The organism is Pedobacter metabolipauper, assembly GCF_004362715.1.
GTDB classification, from domain to species: Bacteria; Bacteroidota; Bacteroidia; order Sphingobacteriales; family Sphingobacteriaceae; genus Pedobacter; species Pedobacter metabolipauper.
On sequence record NZ_SNYC01000003.1, the window covers coordinates 1,124,796 to 1,141,264 of the forward strand.

Here is a 16,469-nt window from a genome sequence, read left to right on the forward strand (position 1 = left end):
TTAGAATTTAATTTTAAATTTAAAGGGTTTAGCCTCTACATAATACAATGAGTCACCTGGCAAAGCTTTATTATAGTTAAAAACAGGACTTTTCCCTTTAAACAGGGAGACTTTAACAGGCAGTACCGCTTCTGCTTCCTGCGGTTTACCGCGCTTAAAGGTAACTGTGCTTAATGCTGCATATGTAGCCTCAGAAATGGCCACTTCTTTCCTTACCACTTCTTCATGCGCTTTAATGGAAGCAGTACCATTAGGATGCTGTGCCTGAACACCAGTAACAGATTCAGAGCGTTGCTCTTTAACGGAAGCGGTATGTTCTGTTTTGGCAGGCATAATACCCGAAATAGCTGTATTAATTGTCACTGAACCCGGTTTAATAATTGCCGAAGCCGTTAAATCAACAGATTCCAATTTTTCTGCAATTGTAGTTTTTGTTCGATCAATACGTTGTCCTTCAATCAATTTTTCCTTAACTGTAGCTTCCGTTCGATCGCTCTGCCGAACAGCCTGATCCCGTTTAGGATTTTGAAATTTATCATTTGCTTGTTGAAACGGATGTTTTTCATTATCATAGAATGATAAAGCAAATGCCATAAGCAAGATAACGGCAGCTGAAAGTGCCGAATATAGCTTCGTTCTATTCCCGCTCCCTGCTTTACTTTTATTCCAAACCCGATTCCGGTTAAAAGAAGGAACATGCTTTTCATCATGTTTAAGTACCGCGTCTTGTAATGCCTGATCAAACTTTTCTTTTTCCATATTGATTTGATTCAATGTCTAATTTTTCTTTCATCATTTTCCTGGCTTTGTTTAGCTGAGAGCGTGATGTGCCTTCATTTATACCCAACATAGCCGCAATTTCCTTGTGGCTGTATCCTTCAATTGCAAATAAATTAAGAATGGTCTTATATCCTATCGGCAATTCATTTAAAGCCCTTACAATATATTCTGCTTCAATTTTTCCCAGGTTATGATCTGCATAGCTGATTTCTTCATGGTCGGAAAGGCTTACCAGCGAGAAGTTGACAGATTTGCGCAATCCCATCAGGCATTCATTCACCATAATTCGTTTAATCCATGCCCGTAAACTGTTTAAATCCCGGTACTCAAAATCGGGCATAAATTTAAAGACCTTTGTAAACCCCTGAGACAGCATGTCCTCTGCTTCTTCCCTATTGTTCATATACCTGTTGCACACATTGAACATTTGACCGGCAAAAAAGTCAAATAGTTTCTGCTGACCTTTTCGCCGTCCTTTCTTACAGTCCTGTATGGTATCTATTGTAATCAATGGTTTATTTACCGAGAATAAGTGCAAAAGATAAGTAATACGTTTGGTTATATCTGCCAATATCATAACCAACAGAAGGCATAAAGGAGCCCATTGTTAAACTAAATCCAAGTTTAGCACCATAATTGAAATTCCCAAATTCAGGGATAACTCCGGATGCAATTACAGCGTCCGGTTGTTTGGTACTCCATAAATTAAGTCCGGCGTATGGAATCACATTAAACCAGATTGGCTGTTTTCCACTTTGAAAGTATTGGTGGGTACCGATCTTAAAACCAGTAACCAATGGAAGGTCTAAATGATGAAGCCTATGCTTAATTCCTGAAAATGATCCGCTGCGAACGCCAAACTGCAACCCCGGCTGAAAGTAAAACTTCCGCGCTCTGTAATCCATAAAATAGGTGAACTGATAGCCTGGTAAATAATGGCGCTCTGAATGGTCCATATCATTTAAACGGATCCCGAGCGATACACCAGGCTTCCATTTGCTAAACATAGCCACATAATACATTTTCATAAACCTGCTGGGTTTACGGGACATGATGATCTGGTATTCGCGATCGGCAATGCTATCTGGTTTGGGCTTTCTGATCTGAGCGCCCGAAGTAAGATCTGAAGGCAATTTCAGCACACTATCATCTGCTGCATTCAGCTGGCTGTCCTTTGTCAATGCGGCAACATCTGAAACCGGTTTCATCATGGAGCTTGGCGAACCAACATTGCTGATGAATTCTTTAAACTGCTTTAATTTCACCCCACCTACCAGGTGTTTTAAAATGACCTCGTCCGGATTAATGATATAAAAATCAGGGATCCCCACATTCTTAAATTTCAGATATACCCGTTTGCCTTTTTCTGTATCGATGTCCAGCTTTAAGGCGACAAAGTTTTTAGTGACGTAATTTGTGATGCTGGCATCCGGAAAGATCATCTGCTGCATGTATTGACATGGTCCGCACCAGGTTGCCGTAAAATAAAGCAATACCTGTTTATCCTCAGTTTTGGCTTTTAGCAGTGCCTGCTGATACGTACCCGGAAAAAAGTCTATTGCATACATCGGCAGTGCAAAGAAAAGAAATAGAATTGTTGAATAAAATGGTTTCATATATTTTGTGTTATAACCACATAATGCCATTTGAACATCAAACGTTGCCTGGATCTTTGTAAATAGTCCGTTAATTATTGCGTTACTGTTTTAATCGGATAAAATGATGTTTATATTGTCCCGACATTTCAAATCCAATTACATGCGTATTCCGATCAAACTGGCTTTCTTATTTTTTTTCATTACCGCAACCGTCTCTGCCCAACAGCTAAATGTGGCTACATTTAACATCCGGTATAAGAATGGCGGAGATGAGAGAAAGGGAAATGGCTGGGATAAGCGCGGACCTGTTGTGGCAGATATCATCAAATTTCATGACTTTGACATCTTTGGTACACAGGAGGTATTACACAGCCAGCTGGAAGATCTTTCAGCAAACCTCAGTCCTTACAGCCACATTGGTGTAGGGCGCAATAATGGAAAAGAAGCCGGTGAATATGCCGCCATTTTTTACAAGAAAGAAAAATTTAAACTGATCAGCAGTGGTAATTTCTGGCTATCAGAACGCACAGATTCACCCAACACCGGCTGGGATGCTGCGCTGCCGAGAATCTGTTCATGGGGACAATTTGAATACATCGGTACAGGAATTACCTTCTATTTTTTCAATACCCACTTTGACCATGTTGGTATTAAAGCGAGGTCTGAAAGCGCAAAGCTAATTCTCAGAAAGATCAAAGAACTTGCCGGTGATCATCCGACCATCCTAACCGGTGATTTTAATGTAGATCAAACCAATGAGATCTATACCATTTTAACCGGTTCACAGCTGGCAGATGCCTACGAAACGGCCCAGTTCAGATATGCTACAAATGGAACATTTAACCATTTTGATATCAATACCAAAACCAACAGCCGGATAGACCATATCCTGCTTTCAAAATGTATCGTTGTAAAAAGATATGGTATCTTAACGGATACCTACAGAGCTGAATCTAAAGACAAAAAAGAAGTAAATACATCCGGCAACTTTCCAAAGGAGTTATCTCTGCAAAGTTATGAAGCTAAATTACCATCAGACCATTTTCCGGTGATGGTAGTTGTAGATTTGGAGAAATGTAAATAAATTCGGGTAGATGAATATGACTTACCAGAGACTGAATAGTGAGAAATTATTAGAGATCTTATCTTTATCAGATAATGCGACAGCCATTTATACAGGTGCAGACATCGTGATCCAGTCTGCAAATGAAGCCATGCTTAAATTTTTAGGTAAAGATAAAAGCATTATAGGAATGCGCTTCGCAGAAGCGGTCCCGGAATTGGTCGGTCAGCCATTTATTGGACAGTTGCAGGAGGTATGGAGCACCGGTAAAACCTATTCGGCATATGACACTGTAGCGGAGCTGATGATCAATGGAAAACTGGAAAAATCTTATTTTGACTTTAAATACCGCGCTATAAAGAACGATAACGGCGAAGTATACTGCATTTTACATACCGCAACTGATGTGACGGAACGCTTTCTAAACCGCATTAGTTTAAAAGAGATACAAATTCGTGAGCAATCCCTGATTGAGGAACTGGCCGCTTCCAATGAGGAGCTGACCACTACGAATGAAGAATTGCTGGCCATGAACGATAAGCTCAGCGATTCTGCCGAAGAGCAGGTACATGCCAGAAAAGATCTTGAAAAACTAACGGATACCTTGCAGCAAGCCATGAACTCTGCCCAATTGGGAATCTGGAGTGCTGAACTGGTTACGGGTAAACTGACCATATCGGAACTTGGAAAACAAATTCATGGTATTGCAGACGATAAAGAGATTAGCCTCGAAGATGCTAAAAAGATGATCGATCCGGACTTCCTGGATAAGATCATCAGCACAGTCAGAAAAGCAATAAATTCTGATCACAACTTTGAACTGGAATACATTATTTTCCCGGCAGACGGCAGTAAGTCTAAATGGCTTAAATGTACTGGAAAAACCTATTTCAATCCTCAAAATAAACCCGCAGCCATTTCAGGGATCATACGGGATATTACCGAACAAAAGCAGGATGAACTGCGCAAAAATGACTTTATTGGTATGGTAAGCCACGAGTTAAAAACACCGCTTACCTCATTAAAGGGATATGTTCAGCTGCTGCTGTCCAAATCCAAAAAGCAGGAAGACAGCTTTGCCGTAAATGCACTTTCAAAGGTTGAGATCCAGGTGAGTAAAATGACGGCAATGATCAATGGTTTTTTAAACCTTTCCAGGCTTGAATCTGGCAAGATCCATCTGCAAAAGCAGGATTTTGACATTGACGTACTGATTGAAGAAATTATTGACGATGCGCGCATCACCACCATCAACCACATCATTACCCTGCACCCCTGCGAGAAACTGATCGTAAACGCCGACCGGGATAAAATTGGCCAGGTAATTTCCAACCTGTTAAGCAATGCGGTTAAGTATTCACCAAAAGGCAGATCAATCGAAGTAAACTGTCACCTTAATAACGAGATGGCCGAGATCAGTATCAAGGATGAGGGAATGGGAATTAAGCCCCAGGATGTAGATAAGCTATTTGAGCGGTACTACCGGATAGAGAATAAACATACGGAACACATATCCGGATTTGGAATCGGCTTATACCTTTGCTCAGAAATCGTAGTACGTCATAAAGGTAAAATCTGGGTAGAGAGCCAAAGTGGTGTGGGGTCTACCTTCTACTTTAACTTACCATTGTCAACGGCTTAAATTTATCTTATGAAAATCTTGCGGGTTACGTTATTTCTGGCATTCCTTTCTTTATCTGTTAGCGCACAATCTGTATATGTACGCCTAATAACAAATAAAGGCAACATCATCTTACGCTTATATGATGAAACCCCTAAACACAGGGATATGTTCCTTAAGAGCATTAAGGAGGGAGTATATAGAGATGCCTTGTTTAACCGGGTGATCAAATCTTTTGTAAGCCAGGGTGGTGAGCTGGATGATTCGATCTTAAACCAGGAAAAACGACATCCGGAGATACCGGGAAAAAGACTTGCAGCCGAGATTAAACCTGGATTATATCATAAAAAAGGCGCTTTAGGAGCTGGAAGAGATGATAACAAAGAAAAAAGCTCTTACTACAACCAGATCTACCTGGTAGATGGTAAACCGCAAACCGATGCACAGCTCGATGCCATAGAACTAAAGAAAGGTATAAAATATACTGCCAAACAACGTGAGATTTACAAAACTGAAGGTGGCATTCCGCGCCTGGATCAGGATTACACCATATTTGGAGAAATTGTTGAAGGAATGGATATTGCCGATCAGATCAACTCAGTGGCCACCGATAAAAATGACGTGCCACTATCCCCTGTTGTATTCAAAGCAGTCGTACTTTCTAAAAAGGAAGCTGTCCGGTTAAAACTTAACCCGTAATCCAATCCCAACCTTAAATATATCCGTGATCTTTAAAGCCGTTGAATTCTGGAAGTAATTTACCAGGTAAAAATCGTTGGTATTAAACTCCGAGTATATGCTAACTGCCTTTAAGCCAGTTTTCTTCAACACCTCTTCTCCAACAAACTGAAACTCATTACTGATGGATAAATGCGGACGAATGGCCTCTGACCAGTAATAATATCCCTTTGGATAGGTCTCTGACGGAAAATTAAAGCTCAGGTCCTTATGAAAGGTATAGGTAACAAAAACACCAGGATTAAAGGGGTAGATCTTAGCCCAATCACTAATCTTGATTACAAACGGCCTGTAAGCGAATTTGGCGGTAACAATATGGAGTTCACCCCCCTTGGATTCAGGCACGTAACCATAATTTATGTCCAGATTACCTCTTTTATTTTTAAAAAGTTCATACCCTCCCCCAACACTGAAATACCCTATACTACCTGCATATTGCATGATGGCCTCATCAGGAATTAAAAAGCGCTGCGCCTGAACTGGTCTTGCAAAACTTAAGGTTAATATAAAAAGAAGGGTTAAGGTTCTAGTAAAATATGCGTTCATAAGTAAGTTGATCATTGATAATTTTCACCAAAATAAATTCACTGGTCTCAGCAGATCCGGTTACGAGGTATGGAAAGGCAGAATTCTTGTAAGGACCGGCAGAGTAAACATGGGTATGACCATGAAGAGATGCTAAAAAGTGATCGGTTTGTGAAAAGAGTTTGGTATATGGATCAATCAGTTTCTGGTCAAAGTCGAGAGAAAATGGGGGAACATGAGAAACGGCAATAAAACCGTTCACCCCCTGCTGTGGCTGCATTTCTTTACTAAGCCACTCCATATCCGGTACTTTGCCATTAAAGTTATATTCCCTGCTATTGGTGTCGTGGCATACAAACTTAATGCCCCTGTAAACAAAAGAGAAGTTCAATTCACCAAACATGCGTTGATACACTTCATTTCCCCTTGCTACCAGGTCGTGATTTCCAATTACGGTAATTACCGGCACGTTTACTTCGAGCAGGCGTTTGGCATACCAGTCCATCTCCTGTAACGTTCCGAATTCGGAAATATCACCGGCAACCAGTACCAGATCGAGATTGTCAATTGAATTTACTTTTTTAACAAGACCAGGAATCTCATTATAGGAACGCTGCGTATCGCCAGCCAAAACGACCTTAATGGTATCATTTTTTGGCGTTGCCGCAGTCAGTTTTTTAAGGGCAGCGGCATTTAGGTCTTTCAGCGAATTTTGATTAAACACTTGGTTTGGGCTGTATTCAAAAGAGTTACACCCCATTAAACACCCAATAATTAAAATTAGCGGTAAAAAAAATCTCATATTCAAATTTAAAAGACACATTATTCCAAAAACAGTGCCTTTTATTGTGCTTAAAAGCAGATTTTAGATTCAAATGACGATAGTCCTGGCAGCTATTATCAATTCATCATAAATCACTCCTTATAATCCGGGAAGCTTTAATCCTGATTTAACGAGCGTAGTCATTAATTTTTCCTGAAATTCCATTTTAGCATCTATAAAACCATGTGCATTGAGCCATAGATTTAACATCACCTTATAACCATCAGATTCTATAGATGAAATGCCGATCCGGTAAGTGGGATCTTTTAATATATCCTTTGAAGATTTAATAGCAGATTCAATCTGGTTTTTAACTTCAGCATAATCCATGCTGTTTGCAAATTTCAACTCAATATCCAATCTTCTGCTTCCTGTTCTGCTGATGTTAATGATTACCTCATTAGACAACTTGCTATTTGGAACGATAACCGTTTTATTGTCGAAGGTGGTAATTATGGTATAAAAGATCTTAATGGTGGTTACGGTTCCCTCCTGTCCCTGGGCAATGATGTTATCCCCAACAGAAAAAGGCTTCAGGAACAGGATGATGATCCCGCTTGAAAAATTCTGCAGCGTGCCGGATAAGGCCAAACCCAATGCAACGGTAACGCCACCTAATATCGCTCCAAAAACAGTAATATCTATTCCTAAAATTTGAATGACCGCAATAACGAGCAGCACACGTAAAACAACGACCAGGAGACTGACCAGAAAAGGCTTTAAAGAGGGGTCTATTTTCTTTTTATGTAGTCCTGAATTCAGCCATTTAGAAAATTGTTTAATTAACCACAGGCCGATAAACAATACCACAACTCCTAAAATAATTGGCGGTCCGTGAACGATGATCCAGTCTGCTGATTTATCTTTAAAGTCTTTAAGATTCATATAAATTGTTTTATGGTTAACAACTACATTAGAAATTTTGTTTAATAAAGGGCTATATTAATGTTAAAACACCAGTATTGTTAACTATTCTGATCGAAGATTAATGCGACTGATATCCGGCCAGGATCTATAGCTTTATATTACAGATTACCGGTCCGGTTTTAGTATGATGACCTGAATTTCTGAAAAGCAGGTAAATTAGTGTGCTATTTCTGTAAAAGTGTTGATTTAAAATTGATTAAACCCACAATTTTAATTAAGTTTGAGAGCTGAATAACATGAACAATCAACGCTTTCTTAATGGATAACCAACTCGAACTCTATAAAAAGGCAGCAGAGCTAGCCAATATAGGCACCTGGGAATTTGATTTAGAAAATGACCAGTTGTTTTGGGATCCCATTACGCGGAAGATCTATGAAGTTGATGAAGATTATTCGCCCTCACTCCTGGAGGCCTATTCATTTTATGTATCAAAAATTGAAAGCATTGAAGAGGATCTCAAGAGATTAATTTCCAATAAAAAGAATATTGTAGACCGCCGTCAGATCCAGACCACCTCTGGCAAATTAAAATGGATAGAAATAAATGCCCATACGGAGTTTGAAGATGTTAACTGCGTTAAGTTATTTGGAACAATTCAGGATATAACCAGTCACAGGAGACTTCTGGAGACGCTTGAGATCAATCATAACCGTTTTTACAATGCTTTTGACCATGCCCCAATTGGGATGGCCCTGGTTTCTCCCAGCGGCAAATGGATTAAGGTAAACACCAGTTTGTGTGCCACATTGGGCTATACGATGCATGAACTCATGATGATTGATTTCCAAAAGATCACACATCCTGATGATTTGGAACAAGACCTGAAAAATGTTCAAAGTCTGCTGCAAAGGGAACGCAAGACCTACACCATGGAAAAGCGGTATTTCCATAAAAGCGGACAAGTAGTATGGGCTATGCTGAGTGTAACACTGGCCTGGAATGCAGACAATACACCATCATATTTCATATCACAGGTTAAAGATATTACTGACCGCATTAAAAATACGGAGAAGCTTTTAAAAGAGCGCCAGCGACTGGATAATGTAATTGAGAGTACCCAGATCGGTACCTGGGAATGGGACCTGGTTAAAGACGTGATGTTATACGATACGCGCTGTTATCAGATGCTGGGCTATTCATCCGAAGAAAACTTTGACTCCTTATTAAAATGGTCAGGGGTTGTACACCCGGACGACATACCCGCTGCCAGAACTTGTTTGGAAGAATGTTTTAATAAAAATCTTGAATATTACAATTGCGAGTACCGAGTTAAGCATAAAAACGGTGAGTATCTATGGATTGAGAGTCAGGGGAAAATCATTGAATGGTCTGACGATAATAAGCCGCTTACGATGGTGGGTACCAGAAAGGACATTACTCTGCGAAAACTGAATGAGCAGGAACAAAAAAATACGATGCACATCATCAGTGAGCAAAATAAGAGATTGATCAATTTTGCACACATTGTTTCGCATAACCTGCGGTCTCATGCCGGAAACTTCCAAATGATGCTGGACTTGCTGACTCAGGAACATGATGAATCAGAAAAAGCATTGATCATAGACCTTTTAAAACAAAATGCAGAGAATCTTTCAGACACTATTGTAAACCTGAATTCTGTAGTAAATATTCAGCTCCATGCAGCGGAGCAGATGAAACCTTTAAATTTATATCAGGAAATTAAAAAAACCCTGACTAATATCCGGGCACTTATAGAAAAGGAACACGCTGAATTTTCAATTTATGTGGATAAGGATCTTATTCTGAGCTATAATCCGGCATACATGGAGAGCATCTTGCTTAATTTCTTTACAAACGCAATTAAGTATAGACATCCGGACAGACAACCCAAAGTAATTATTGCCGTAATTGCGGAAGGGGATAAACTTACATTAGAAATTAAAGACAACGGCCTTGGCATTGATCTGAGCTTACATGGAAATAAGCTTTTTGGCATGTACAAAACATTCCATGTACATGATGATGCGAGAGGAATCGGCCTTTTTATTACTAAAAATCAAATCGAAGCCCTGGGTGGGAAAATTGAGGTAGAAAGTGAAATCGGCATTGGTACAACTTTTAGAATATTATTTTAATAAAAAGATGAAAAGAATAGACACGGCATGTGTGATTGATGACGACCAGATCTACACCTTTGGAATTAAGAAATTGATGGCAATTACTGAATTCAGTAACCACATCATGATCTTTAAGAATGGCGATGAAGCGCTAAAATATTTAAAACCTGTTATTGAGGATGCTGAATCTTTACCAGATGTGATCTTGCTGGACCTGAATATGCCAATTATTGATGGATGGCAGTTTTTAGATGCTTTCATTAAGTTTAAACTCGCAAAAAAGGTCACCATTTATATTGTTAGTTCATCTATTGATACAAATGATTATGAGAAAGCCGCAAAATACAGTATTGTAAACAACTTTTTTGTAAAGCCGATCCGAAAAGACGATCTGCAGCGGATCATGGAAGATTATGCTGCAAGATAGAATTACTGGTAAAAAATAAAAACAACAATGACTGGATTTGGTTATAAGAAAAACTTAATCAAATACCTATCATTATGAAAAACAAAACTTTAGTGGCCTTACTCTTTGCGTCGGCAATCGGTATGCAGGCTTGTAATTCTTCAAAAAACGATTCGAATGCAACAGATTCATCCATTACTGATAGCGGATCTGTCATTTCTGCAACAGATACTTTGCCTGTTGCAGATTCTTTAGCAGTCACAGATTCATTAACCAGGGATCCGGGAAAATATCCTACAGAATTTATGACGCAGGCCGCCATTGGCGGAATGATGGAAATTGCAGCAGCAAAAGTTGCACAAAAAAATGCTGCAGATCCTAAAGTGAAGGAATTTGCTGCATTGATGATTAAGGACCATACAGCAGCATCGAATGAATTATCTGGTATTGCCAGGTCAAAAGAATTTTCCTTACCGTCTACCCTACCCGCTAAGGAGCAAATGCACCTTGACGAAATGAAAAAACTATCAGGAGCTGATTTTGATAAACATTATATGGACATGATGGTGAATGACCATAAAAAAACAGTGGATTTGTTTAAATCTGCAAAATCTCTTTCTGATGCAGATTTGATGCTATTTGCTACAAAAACCTTAAAAACGATCGAATTGCACAACAGAATGGCTGAAGATCTGAATGGATTGATTAAGGCAAAATAAAAAACAAGTAATAACCTATATTTTTTAACAACAATTTATACAATTTATCATTATTTGACGTTTATAGACTAGAATGGGATTTAATTGATGCTTTTTTGTTTAAGAAATATGGGTTATTTACTAAACCTGCGTTCAAAAAGTGTTAAAACTTGTTAAATTTTAAAAAAAATAATAGTGTATATTATACACTATGATATAATAGTTGTATATTTACATCGTTAAACAATCAGTAAGTCAGAAGACGCTGCTAAAATTTGAAATACAATGTTCCCGGTTTATGTTTAATAAGCCAATACAGTGCCTGAACCGGCTAAGGGAACTTTAAAGGAAAACCCGTTCATACAGGTTTATATTTGGTTAGAATAGGGATGCTTCGTGGATGCGACAACCCTTTCTTTTTTTTATAGCCTTTTGTAATTTCAAATCCATCCTCTCCATATTCAATAAAGTACTAATTTTTAGTCTATACAGGGTCTACCCCTTTATTTCAATTCAACAGAAGGCGTAGTTTCTTTAATAAATATAACTGCATCAAAGTCTTCTCCTGGTCGGATCGGGATAGGCTTGGGCTCTTGCCAATTGGAGTATATATTGGTGATCAAACTTACTGCTCCTTTGAATGGGTTGCTTTTTGAGTTAAATGACAGGAAAAATCTTGGGTATCTGGCTTTAGATAAAGTGCCGGAAAGCGTGCTGTCACTTGTTTGAAAAGCATGGGGCTCAAATTTGCCATTGTTCAATACGTTTGCTGTTCCGCTATAAGTATCTAATGCTATCGAAAAAAATTGATTACCAAAGTGTTTTTTTAAATGCCCGCCCATAGGCCAATATTCGGCCGTTGTGTCCTTTGATAAATGTACATTATGTGCCCATAATATGATTTTATTTTTTTTACCAGGAACAAATCGAATCACATTATCCGCCATAAATTTGTCCCTGGTAAAGGGATTGCTCCAATAATCCGGATTGTCGAAACCAACCAGTTTCACCCGGTCATTTTTCGTCTTACCCCTGTTATATTGGCTTAGCTTCTGAAAAAGCAGATAGATTTCTTCGGTATGATATAAACCCCATCCCTTCATCAAGTCCTTAAGATTTCCCTGACCTGTTTGTACATATAAATCAACCGGCTCCATCATAGATTTCGGCACTTCGAAGGCTACTGATCTGAATCCACAGTTTTGAATAAGATAACTGATCATGTGCGCCTTTTGCATATAAAACTCATGCGTACCATGCGAAGCCTCTCCAAGACCAACGATATGCTTTCCACTTACTTCTCTTTTTAGAAAAGATAAATCAGACTGGCCGACAGCTGAATCTGCCTGTATTATTTCATGGGAGTTTTTATTTACCCATTCGAGAGAAGCATCCTGAGCAGATACGGTAAACGTCATCAACAGCAATGCTGTTAAAGATGTACTGATGTTTTTCCAGGTAGTAGATTGGCATAAATGTTTCATAGGCTTTATTTGAATTTTTATTCAATAGATGCCAGAAACGAAAAAATTCCATAATAAGTAATAACATTATTGGTTAAGATTGATACGCAGGAACGGATGGTTTAAAAAAACAGAGACAGTTTTTTAATTAAAAGATTGTCTGAATTTTAACGGAGACAGGTTCGTCTTATTTTTGAATAGTTTATTAAACGATTGCGGATATTGAAATCCAAGCTGGTAAGCAATTTCACTTACAGATAAGGATGTTGTTATTAATATTTCCTTTGCTTTCTCAATCAATTTATCATGAATGTGCTGTTGTGTACTTTGTCCGGTCAGCACCCGAAGCATATCACCCAGGTAGCTTGAAGAAATATTTAGCTTTTCTGAAATATATTGAACCGTTGGCAGGCCAGCTTCCTGAAACTGATCCGTCTCGTAGTATTCAGAAAGCAGTTCATCTATTCTGGCCAGCAGATCGTGATTTGAATTTTTGCGGGTTATAAATTGGCGGTTATAAAAGCGGTTGCAATAGTTTAATAATAATTCAATATGCGATACAATGACATCCTGACTAAAGTTATCAATTATTGCCCCATACTCCTGCCTGATATTCTTCATCGTATTTTCTACAATAGCCTCTTCCTTTTCAGACAGATGTAATGCTTCATTTACGGCATATGAAAAATACCCATAATTTTTAATGTTTTTAGATAAAGGATATTGCCTGATAAAATCAGGATGAACAACCAGCCACCATCCTTCCAGTTTTAGATTATCTACTATATCGGTGGTAACTACCTGTCCTGGTGAAAAAAAGGTCATTACCCCTTCATCAAAATCATAGTAATGCTGTCCGTACTTCATTTTACCTTCAAAATTCTTTTTCAGGGCAATGCAGTAAAAATTATAAGCTACCGACCTGAGGTATGCTTCAGAATAACACTTAATCTCCGCAAAATTGATTACGCTAACCAATGGATGCTCCGGCTTGCTGAGTTCCAGCAGCCGGTGCAATTCATATATTGAATTTATCAGATAAGGTTTTACTCTCATTTTATCCATTTACATAAAGGTAATCAAAGTATTAATCAAAATTAGTAGACAAGGTAACATCCTTCCAGGCTTCAATTTCTTGTTTTTCCTTTTCTCTATGCTCGTTTACCAGCTGATAAGTATCCGGGCCTAATAATAAATGCAGCGGTGGATTTTCATGATCCACAAGACCGGCCAGAATTTGAACCAATTTCTCTGGATCCCCTTGTTGCCGGCCACTAAAATCTGTCCACATTTTCTCCGCAGCATCCAGATTATAAACATCAATCCGGTTCTTAGCAAACGTAAGTGACCCTTTATCCATAAAATTAGTCCTGAACTGCCCCGGGGCCACCACGGTAACTTTAATGCCAAATGCTTTTGTTTCTTCAGCTAAGGCCTCTGAAAGACCAATCACTGCAAATTTAGCTGCATTATAGCTTGCTGCATTTGCAAAACCAACATAGCCTGCATTTGAAGAGATGTTAATGATGTGGCCTGATTGCTGCGTTCTTAGATAAGGTATTGCCGCCCGGATCACATTTACCGTTCCAAACAGGTTTACATCAATAGTCTGGCGAAATTCCTGATCGGTCATTTCTTCCATGCTCCCTACAAGGGAATAGCCGGCATTATTAACGACCACATCCAGTCCGCCAAACCGCTCCACCGTTTTCCCGACCGCTGCGCCAACACTTTCATCAGAAGTAAGATCTACCTTTAACGGAAGGAAATTTTCGGTATGTTCTTGAATACTCTTCGAAAATTCTTCAGCATTTCTGGAGGTTGCAGCAACTTTGTCCCCTCTTGACAGCAACAGCTTTGTTAAGACCAACCCCAGGCCTTTGGATGCTCCGGTAATAAACCATATTTTTTGATTATTGATAATTTCATTCATAACGTTGATTTTTAAGTGTATCGGCATTACAAATGTCCGGGAAAACAAAGACATAAAAGTATCCGGATCGAGCGGTGTTGTGTCCAAAATGATCTTTATGCCCAGCTTAAATTAAAAACCATCCGATAAAGCATTGCCAGGGGCCTGCCTTTAACTATAAGGAGATTATCTCGTGTTGTATTTCCAATGGCTTGGCAGAGGCATTGTGGTCTGAGACCACGAATAGACCGCTGATAGACCGGGAATAGACCAAGAATAGACCAGGAATATATACTTAACTTGTCTTGCCCTGCTTTAGCTATACAGGTTATTGATTTAATTTTAAATTGACTATACACGCAAATCTATAATTCCTGATTCGGTTATACAAGTTGCACTTTGTTCTTGTTTATACTTTTTTGGTTTCCATCTTTTTTTAAGTTCACCTTGTTTATGGTGCGCTTGTTCAGGTGTCAGGTAGTCGCAGCTGGCATGTGGTCTGATTTGATTATATGTTTGAATATTTTCCCTGATCTTTCTTGTAGTTTCCTTTAACCCTGTTTGTGGTCCATATAGGTCAAACTCTGCTTTTAAGATACCGTTTACCCGCTCAGCGATTGCATTCTCGTATGGATCTCCATTCTCAGTCATGCTTATTGCAATACGGTTTCGGATAAGTAGGTCTACATAGGCTTTACTGCAGTATTGTGATCCCCGGTCAGAATGATGGATAAGCTTGGTTTCCGGGTATTTCCGATCTGCTACTGCCATCTCCAGGGCATCTGTGCAACCCTGCGCTGAAAGATCTTTCCGAAAAGCCCATCCCATAATCTTTTTAGAATAAGCATCGGTGATCAGGCTTAGGTAGCCCCACTGCTTTCTAAGCTGGATATAAGTAATATCACTTACCCAGACCTGTTCAGGGTGATTGATAACCAGTTCTTTGATCAGGTTATTATACTTGTGCATCCAATGCCTCGAATTAGTGGTGAACACTTTTCTTTTGCGGTTCCTGATATACAGGCTATGTTCCCTCATCAAGTCAAAAAGATAGTCCCGTCCAATTTTGATGCCGTGTTGACCCAATGGCTCCTGTAGCATATAATGCAGCTTTAGGGTGCCTATTCTATTTTGTTTCTTGCGAATATCAAGTACATGCTGCAAAACAATCTCATCTTTAAGTCCCAGGTCCTGAACCCGCCACTGATGGTCATAATAAGCGTGCCTTGTCTTGCCAAACTGTCTGCACAGCAACTTGATCCCCAGCTTGGGGAAGTTCTGTTTCATTTTGATGACTGCCTGGCACCAGACTTTTTTCTAATATCGATCTTAAGCTGTTCTTCAGCAATATCGATCATAGTATCCAGTGCCCGGATCTTAAGGTTAGCCTCATCCAGAGCCTTCTGCAGAGCTCTGAGTTCAGTATTATTGGATTCTGATGTCTCCTTTTTTGGCATAACTGGCGGATTGATACTGTTAAGTTCGGCATTTTCTTCCTTAAATCTCTTTATCCAATGATTTATCACTGTTCTACTACTGATATTGAATACAATCAGTGCCTCCTTGATACTCATACCAGACTCTACAGCACGTACTACAGAACGCCGCTCAGCCTGTGTATATGACTTTATTCCACTGCGATATCCGTGTTTGGAAAGCCATTCCTCAAGGGTTCTTGAGGACATACCATATTCACGAATTAGATCTTTACGGGGAACACCCTGCTCGACAAGGCTGACAATATGAGAGATCAAGCGTTTGTCAAAATGCTGATTCGGGTTTGATCTTGGACCAACAATAAATTCTGTTTCTTTTGTTTCCATACACTGTTTTTTA

17 protein-coding genes are annotated in these 16,469 nt (G+C 39.2%); 6 read left to right on the plus strand and 11 right to left on the minus strand.

What is annotated here, in order from left to right:
• Genes ATK78_RS04860 through ATK78_RS04870 form a run of 3 tightly spaced genes read right to left on the minus strand, consistent with a single transcriptional unit; the run spans nucleotide 1 to nucleotide 2,396 of the window.
• The gene (locus ATK78_RS04860; RefSeq protein WP_133574910.1) at nucleotides 1-759 is read right to left on the minus strand and encodes a hypothetical protein; all 759 of its coding nucleotides are present in this window, start codon (nucleotides 757-759) and stop codon (nucleotides 1-3) included.
• Nucleotides 740-1,291 (minus strand): RNA polymerase sigma factor, encoded by a 552-nt coding sequence (locus ATK78_RS04865; RefSeq protein ID WP_166664824.1) that lies wholly within the window; start codon nucleotides 1,289-1,291, stop codon nucleotides 740-742. Before ATK78_RS04865 ends, ATK78_RS04860 begins: the two co-directional genes overlap by 20 nt.
• Nucleotides 1,292-1,295: 4 nt before the next feature.
• Complete coding sequence (locus ATK78_RS04870) at nucleotides 1,296-2,396, minus strand: thioredoxin family protein (RefSeq protein ID WP_166664825.1); 1,101 nt, start codon at nucleotides 2,394-2,396, stop codon at nucleotides 1,296-1,298.
• A 142-nt stretch (nucleotides 2,397-2,538) separates the two neighbouring features.
• On the opposite strand from ATK78_RS04870, the gene ATK78_RS04875 reads away from it, so the two are divergent.
• Genes ATK78_RS04875 through ATK78_RS04885 form a run of 3 tightly spaced genes read left to right on the plus strand, consistent with a single transcriptional unit; the run spans nucleotide 2,539 to nucleotide 5,761 of the window.
• Nucleotides 2,539-3,462, plus strand: a complete 924-nt coding sequence (locus ATK78_RS04875; RefSeq protein ID WP_133574913.1) for an endonuclease/exonuclease/phosphatase family protein — start codon at nucleotides 2,539-2,541, stop codon at nucleotides 3,460-3,462.
• A gap of 10 nt (nucleotides 3,463-3,472) precedes the next feature.
• A complete protein-coding gene (locus tag ATK78_RS04880) occupies nucleotides 3,473-5,083 on the plus strand; it encodes a PAS domain-containing sensor histidine kinase (RefSeq protein ID WP_133574914.1) in 1,611 nt (536 codons plus the stop codon).
• Nucleotides 5,084-5,092: 9 nt separating this feature from the next.
• On the plus strand, nucleotides 5,093-5,761 hold the full coding sequence (locus ATK78_RS04885) for a peptidylprolyl isomerase (protein ID WP_133574915.1): 669 nt from the start codon (nucleotides 5,093-5,095) through the stop codon (nucleotides 5,759-5,761).
• Here the strand turns inward: ATK78_RS04885 and ATK78_RS04890 are convergent.
• The 3 genes from ATK78_RS04890 to ATK78_RS04900 all read right to left on the minus strand — a co-directional run bounded on the left by ATK78_RS04890 (nucleotide 5,744) and on the right by ATK78_RS04900 (nucleotide 8,033).
• Nucleotides 5,744-6,346: a hypothetical protein gene (locus tag ATK78_RS04890; protein ID WP_243732439.1), complete on the minus strand. Its 603-nt coding sequence runs from the start codon at nucleotides 6,344-6,346 to the stop codon at nucleotides 5,744-5,746. The two genes, ATK78_RS04885 and ATK78_RS04890, sit on opposite strands and share 18 nt — an antisense overlap.
• Nucleotides 6,327-7,049 carry a metallophosphoesterase family protein gene (locus ATK78_RS04895; protein ID WP_243732440.1) on the minus strand — a complete coding sequence of 241 codons (723 nt, stop codon included), beginning with the start codon at nucleotides 7,047-7,049 and terminating at the stop codon, nucleotides 6,327-6,329. Before ATK78_RS04895 ends, ATK78_RS04890 begins: the two co-directional genes overlap by 20 nt.
• 198 nt (nucleotides 7,050-7,247) lie before the next feature.
• A complete protein-coding gene (locus ATK78_RS04900; RefSeq protein ID WP_133574917.1) occupies nucleotides 7,248-8,033 on the minus strand; it encodes a mechanosensitive ion channel family protein in 786 nt (261 codons plus the stop codon).
• 300 nt (nucleotides 8,034-8,333) lie between these two features.
• Here ATK78_RS04900 and ATK78_RS04905 point away from each other — a divergent pair, with 300 nt between their 5' ends.
• The 3 genes from ATK78_RS04905 (at nucleotide 8,334) to ATK78_RS04915 (ending at nucleotide 11,279) form a co-directional block, all read left to right on the plus strand.
• A complete protein-coding gene (locus ATK78_RS04905) occupies nucleotides 8,334-10,172 on the plus strand; it encodes a sensor histidine kinase (RefSeq protein ID WP_133574918.1) in 1,839 nt (612 codons plus the stop codon).
• Between the two features lie 7 nt (nucleotides 10,173-10,179).
• Nucleotides 10,180-10,581, plus strand: a complete 402-nt coding sequence (locus ATK78_RS04910; RefSeq protein ID WP_133574919.1) for a response regulator — start codon at nucleotides 10,180-10,182, stop codon at nucleotides 10,579-10,581.
• Nucleotides 10,582-10,655: 74 nt separating this feature from the next.
• On the plus strand, nucleotides 10,656-11,279 hold the full coding sequence (locus ATK78_RS04915) for a DUF4142 domain-containing protein (protein ID WP_133574920.1): 624 nt from the start codon (nucleotides 10,656-10,658) through the stop codon (nucleotides 11,277-11,279).
• Nucleotides 11,280-11,761: 482 nt separating this feature from the next.
• On the opposite strand, the gene ATK78_RS04920 is transcribed toward ATK78_RS04915, so the two are convergent.
• The 5 genes from ATK78_RS04920 to ATK78_RS04940 form a co-directional block, all read right to left on the minus strand.
• The gene (locus ATK78_RS04920; RefSeq protein ID WP_133574921.1) at nucleotides 11,762-12,742 is read right to left on the minus strand and encodes an erythromycin esterase family protein; all 981 of its coding nucleotides are present in this window, start codon (nucleotides 12,740-12,742) and stop codon (nucleotides 11,762-11,764) included.
• A gap of 123 nt (nucleotides 12,743-12,865) precedes the next feature.
• Nucleotides 12,866-13,786 carry a helix-turn-helix domain-containing protein gene (locus ATK78_RS04925; protein WP_243732441.1) on the minus strand — a complete coding sequence of 307 codons (921 nt, stop codon included), beginning with the start codon at nucleotides 13,784-13,786 and terminating at the stop codon, nucleotides 12,866-12,868.
• 22 nt (nucleotides 13,787-13,808) lie between these two features.
• Nucleotides 13,809-14,654: an SDR family NAD(P)-dependent oxidoreductase gene (locus ATK78_RS04930; protein WP_243732442.1), complete on the minus strand. Its 846-nt coding sequence runs from the start codon at nucleotides 14,652-14,654 to the stop codon at nucleotides 13,809-13,811.
• A gap of 330 nt (nucleotides 14,655-14,984) precedes the next feature.
• The gene (locus ATK78_RS04935) at nucleotides 14,985-15,920 is read right to left on the minus strand and encodes an IS3 family transposase (protein ID WP_133574923.1); all 936 of its coding nucleotides are present in this window, start codon (nucleotides 15,918-15,920) and stop codon (nucleotides 14,985-14,987) included.
• Nucleotides 15,917-16,456, minus strand: coding sequence for a helix-turn-helix domain-containing protein (locus ATK78_RS04940; protein ID WP_133574924.1), 540 nt, complete (start codon nucleotides 16,454-16,456; stop codon nucleotides 15,917-15,919). Before ATK78_RS04940 ends, ATK78_RS04935 begins: the two co-directional genes overlap by 4 nt.
• Between the last annotated feature and the right edge of the window lie 13 nt (nucleotides 16,457-16,469).

Excerpts from the sequence above, each read along its gene's own strand:
- ATK78_RS04880 (WP_133574914.1), top strand. The coding sequence starts at position 3,473 with ATGAATATGACTTACCAGAGACTGAATAGTGAGAAATTATTAGAGATC.
- ATK78_RS04915 (WP_133574920.1), top strand. The coding sequence starts at position 10,656 with ATGAAAAACAAAACTTTAGTGGCCTTACTCTTTGCGTCGGCAATCGGT.
- ATK78_RS04920 (WP_133574921.1), bottom strand. The coding sequence starts at position 12,742 with ATGAAACATTTATGCCAATCTACTACCTGGAAAAACATCAGTACATCT.
- ATK78_RS04900 (WP_133574917.1), bottom strand. The coding sequence starts at position 8,033 with ATGAATCTTAAAGACTTTAAAGATAAATCAGCAGACTGGATCATCGTT.
- ATK78_RS04905 (WP_133574918.1), top strand. The coding sequence starts at position 8,334 with ATGGATAACCAACTCGAACTCTATAAAAAGGCAGCAGAGCTAGCCAAT.
- ATK78_RS04875 (WP_133574913.1), top strand. The coding sequence starts at position 2,539 with ATGCGTATTCCGATCAAACTGGCTTTCTTATTTTTTTTCATTACCGCA.
- ATK78_RS04860 (WP_133574910.1), bottom strand. The coding sequence starts at position 759 with ATGGAAAAAGAAAAGTTTGATCAGGCATTACAAGACGCGGTACTTAAA.
- ATK78_RS04870 (WP_166664825.1), bottom strand. The coding sequence starts at position 2,396 with ATGAAACCATTTTATTCAACAATTCTATTTCTTTTCTTTGCACTGCCG.
- ATK78_RS04890 (WP_243732439.1), bottom strand. The coding sequence starts at position 6,346 with ATGAACGCATATTTTACTAGAACCTTAACCCTTCTTTTTATATTAACC.
- ATK78_RS04930 (WP_243732442.1), bottom strand. The coding sequence starts at position 14,654 with ATGAATGAAATTATCAATAATCAAAAAATATGGTTTATTACCGGAGCA.
- ATK78_RS04885 (WP_133574915.1), top strand. The coding sequence starts at position 5,093 with ATGAAAATCTTGCGGGTTACGTTATTTCTGGCATTCCTTTCTTTATCT.
- ATK78_RS04910 (WP_133574919.1), top strand. The coding sequence starts at position 10,180 with ATGAAAAGAATAGACACGGCATGTGTGATTGATGACGACCAGATCTAC.
- ATK78_RS04940 (WP_133574924.1), bottom strand. The coding sequence starts at position 16,456 with ATGGAAACAAAAGAAACAGAATTTATTGTTGGTCCAAGATCAAACCCG.
- ATK78_RS04935 (WP_133574923.1), bottom strand. The coding sequence starts at position 15,920 with ATGAAACAGAACTTCCCCAAGCTGGGGATCAAGTTGCTGTGCAGACAG.
- ATK78_RS04925 (WP_243732441.1), bottom strand. The coding sequence starts at position 13,786 with ATGGATAAAATGAGAGTAAAACCTTATCTGATAAATTCAATATATGAA.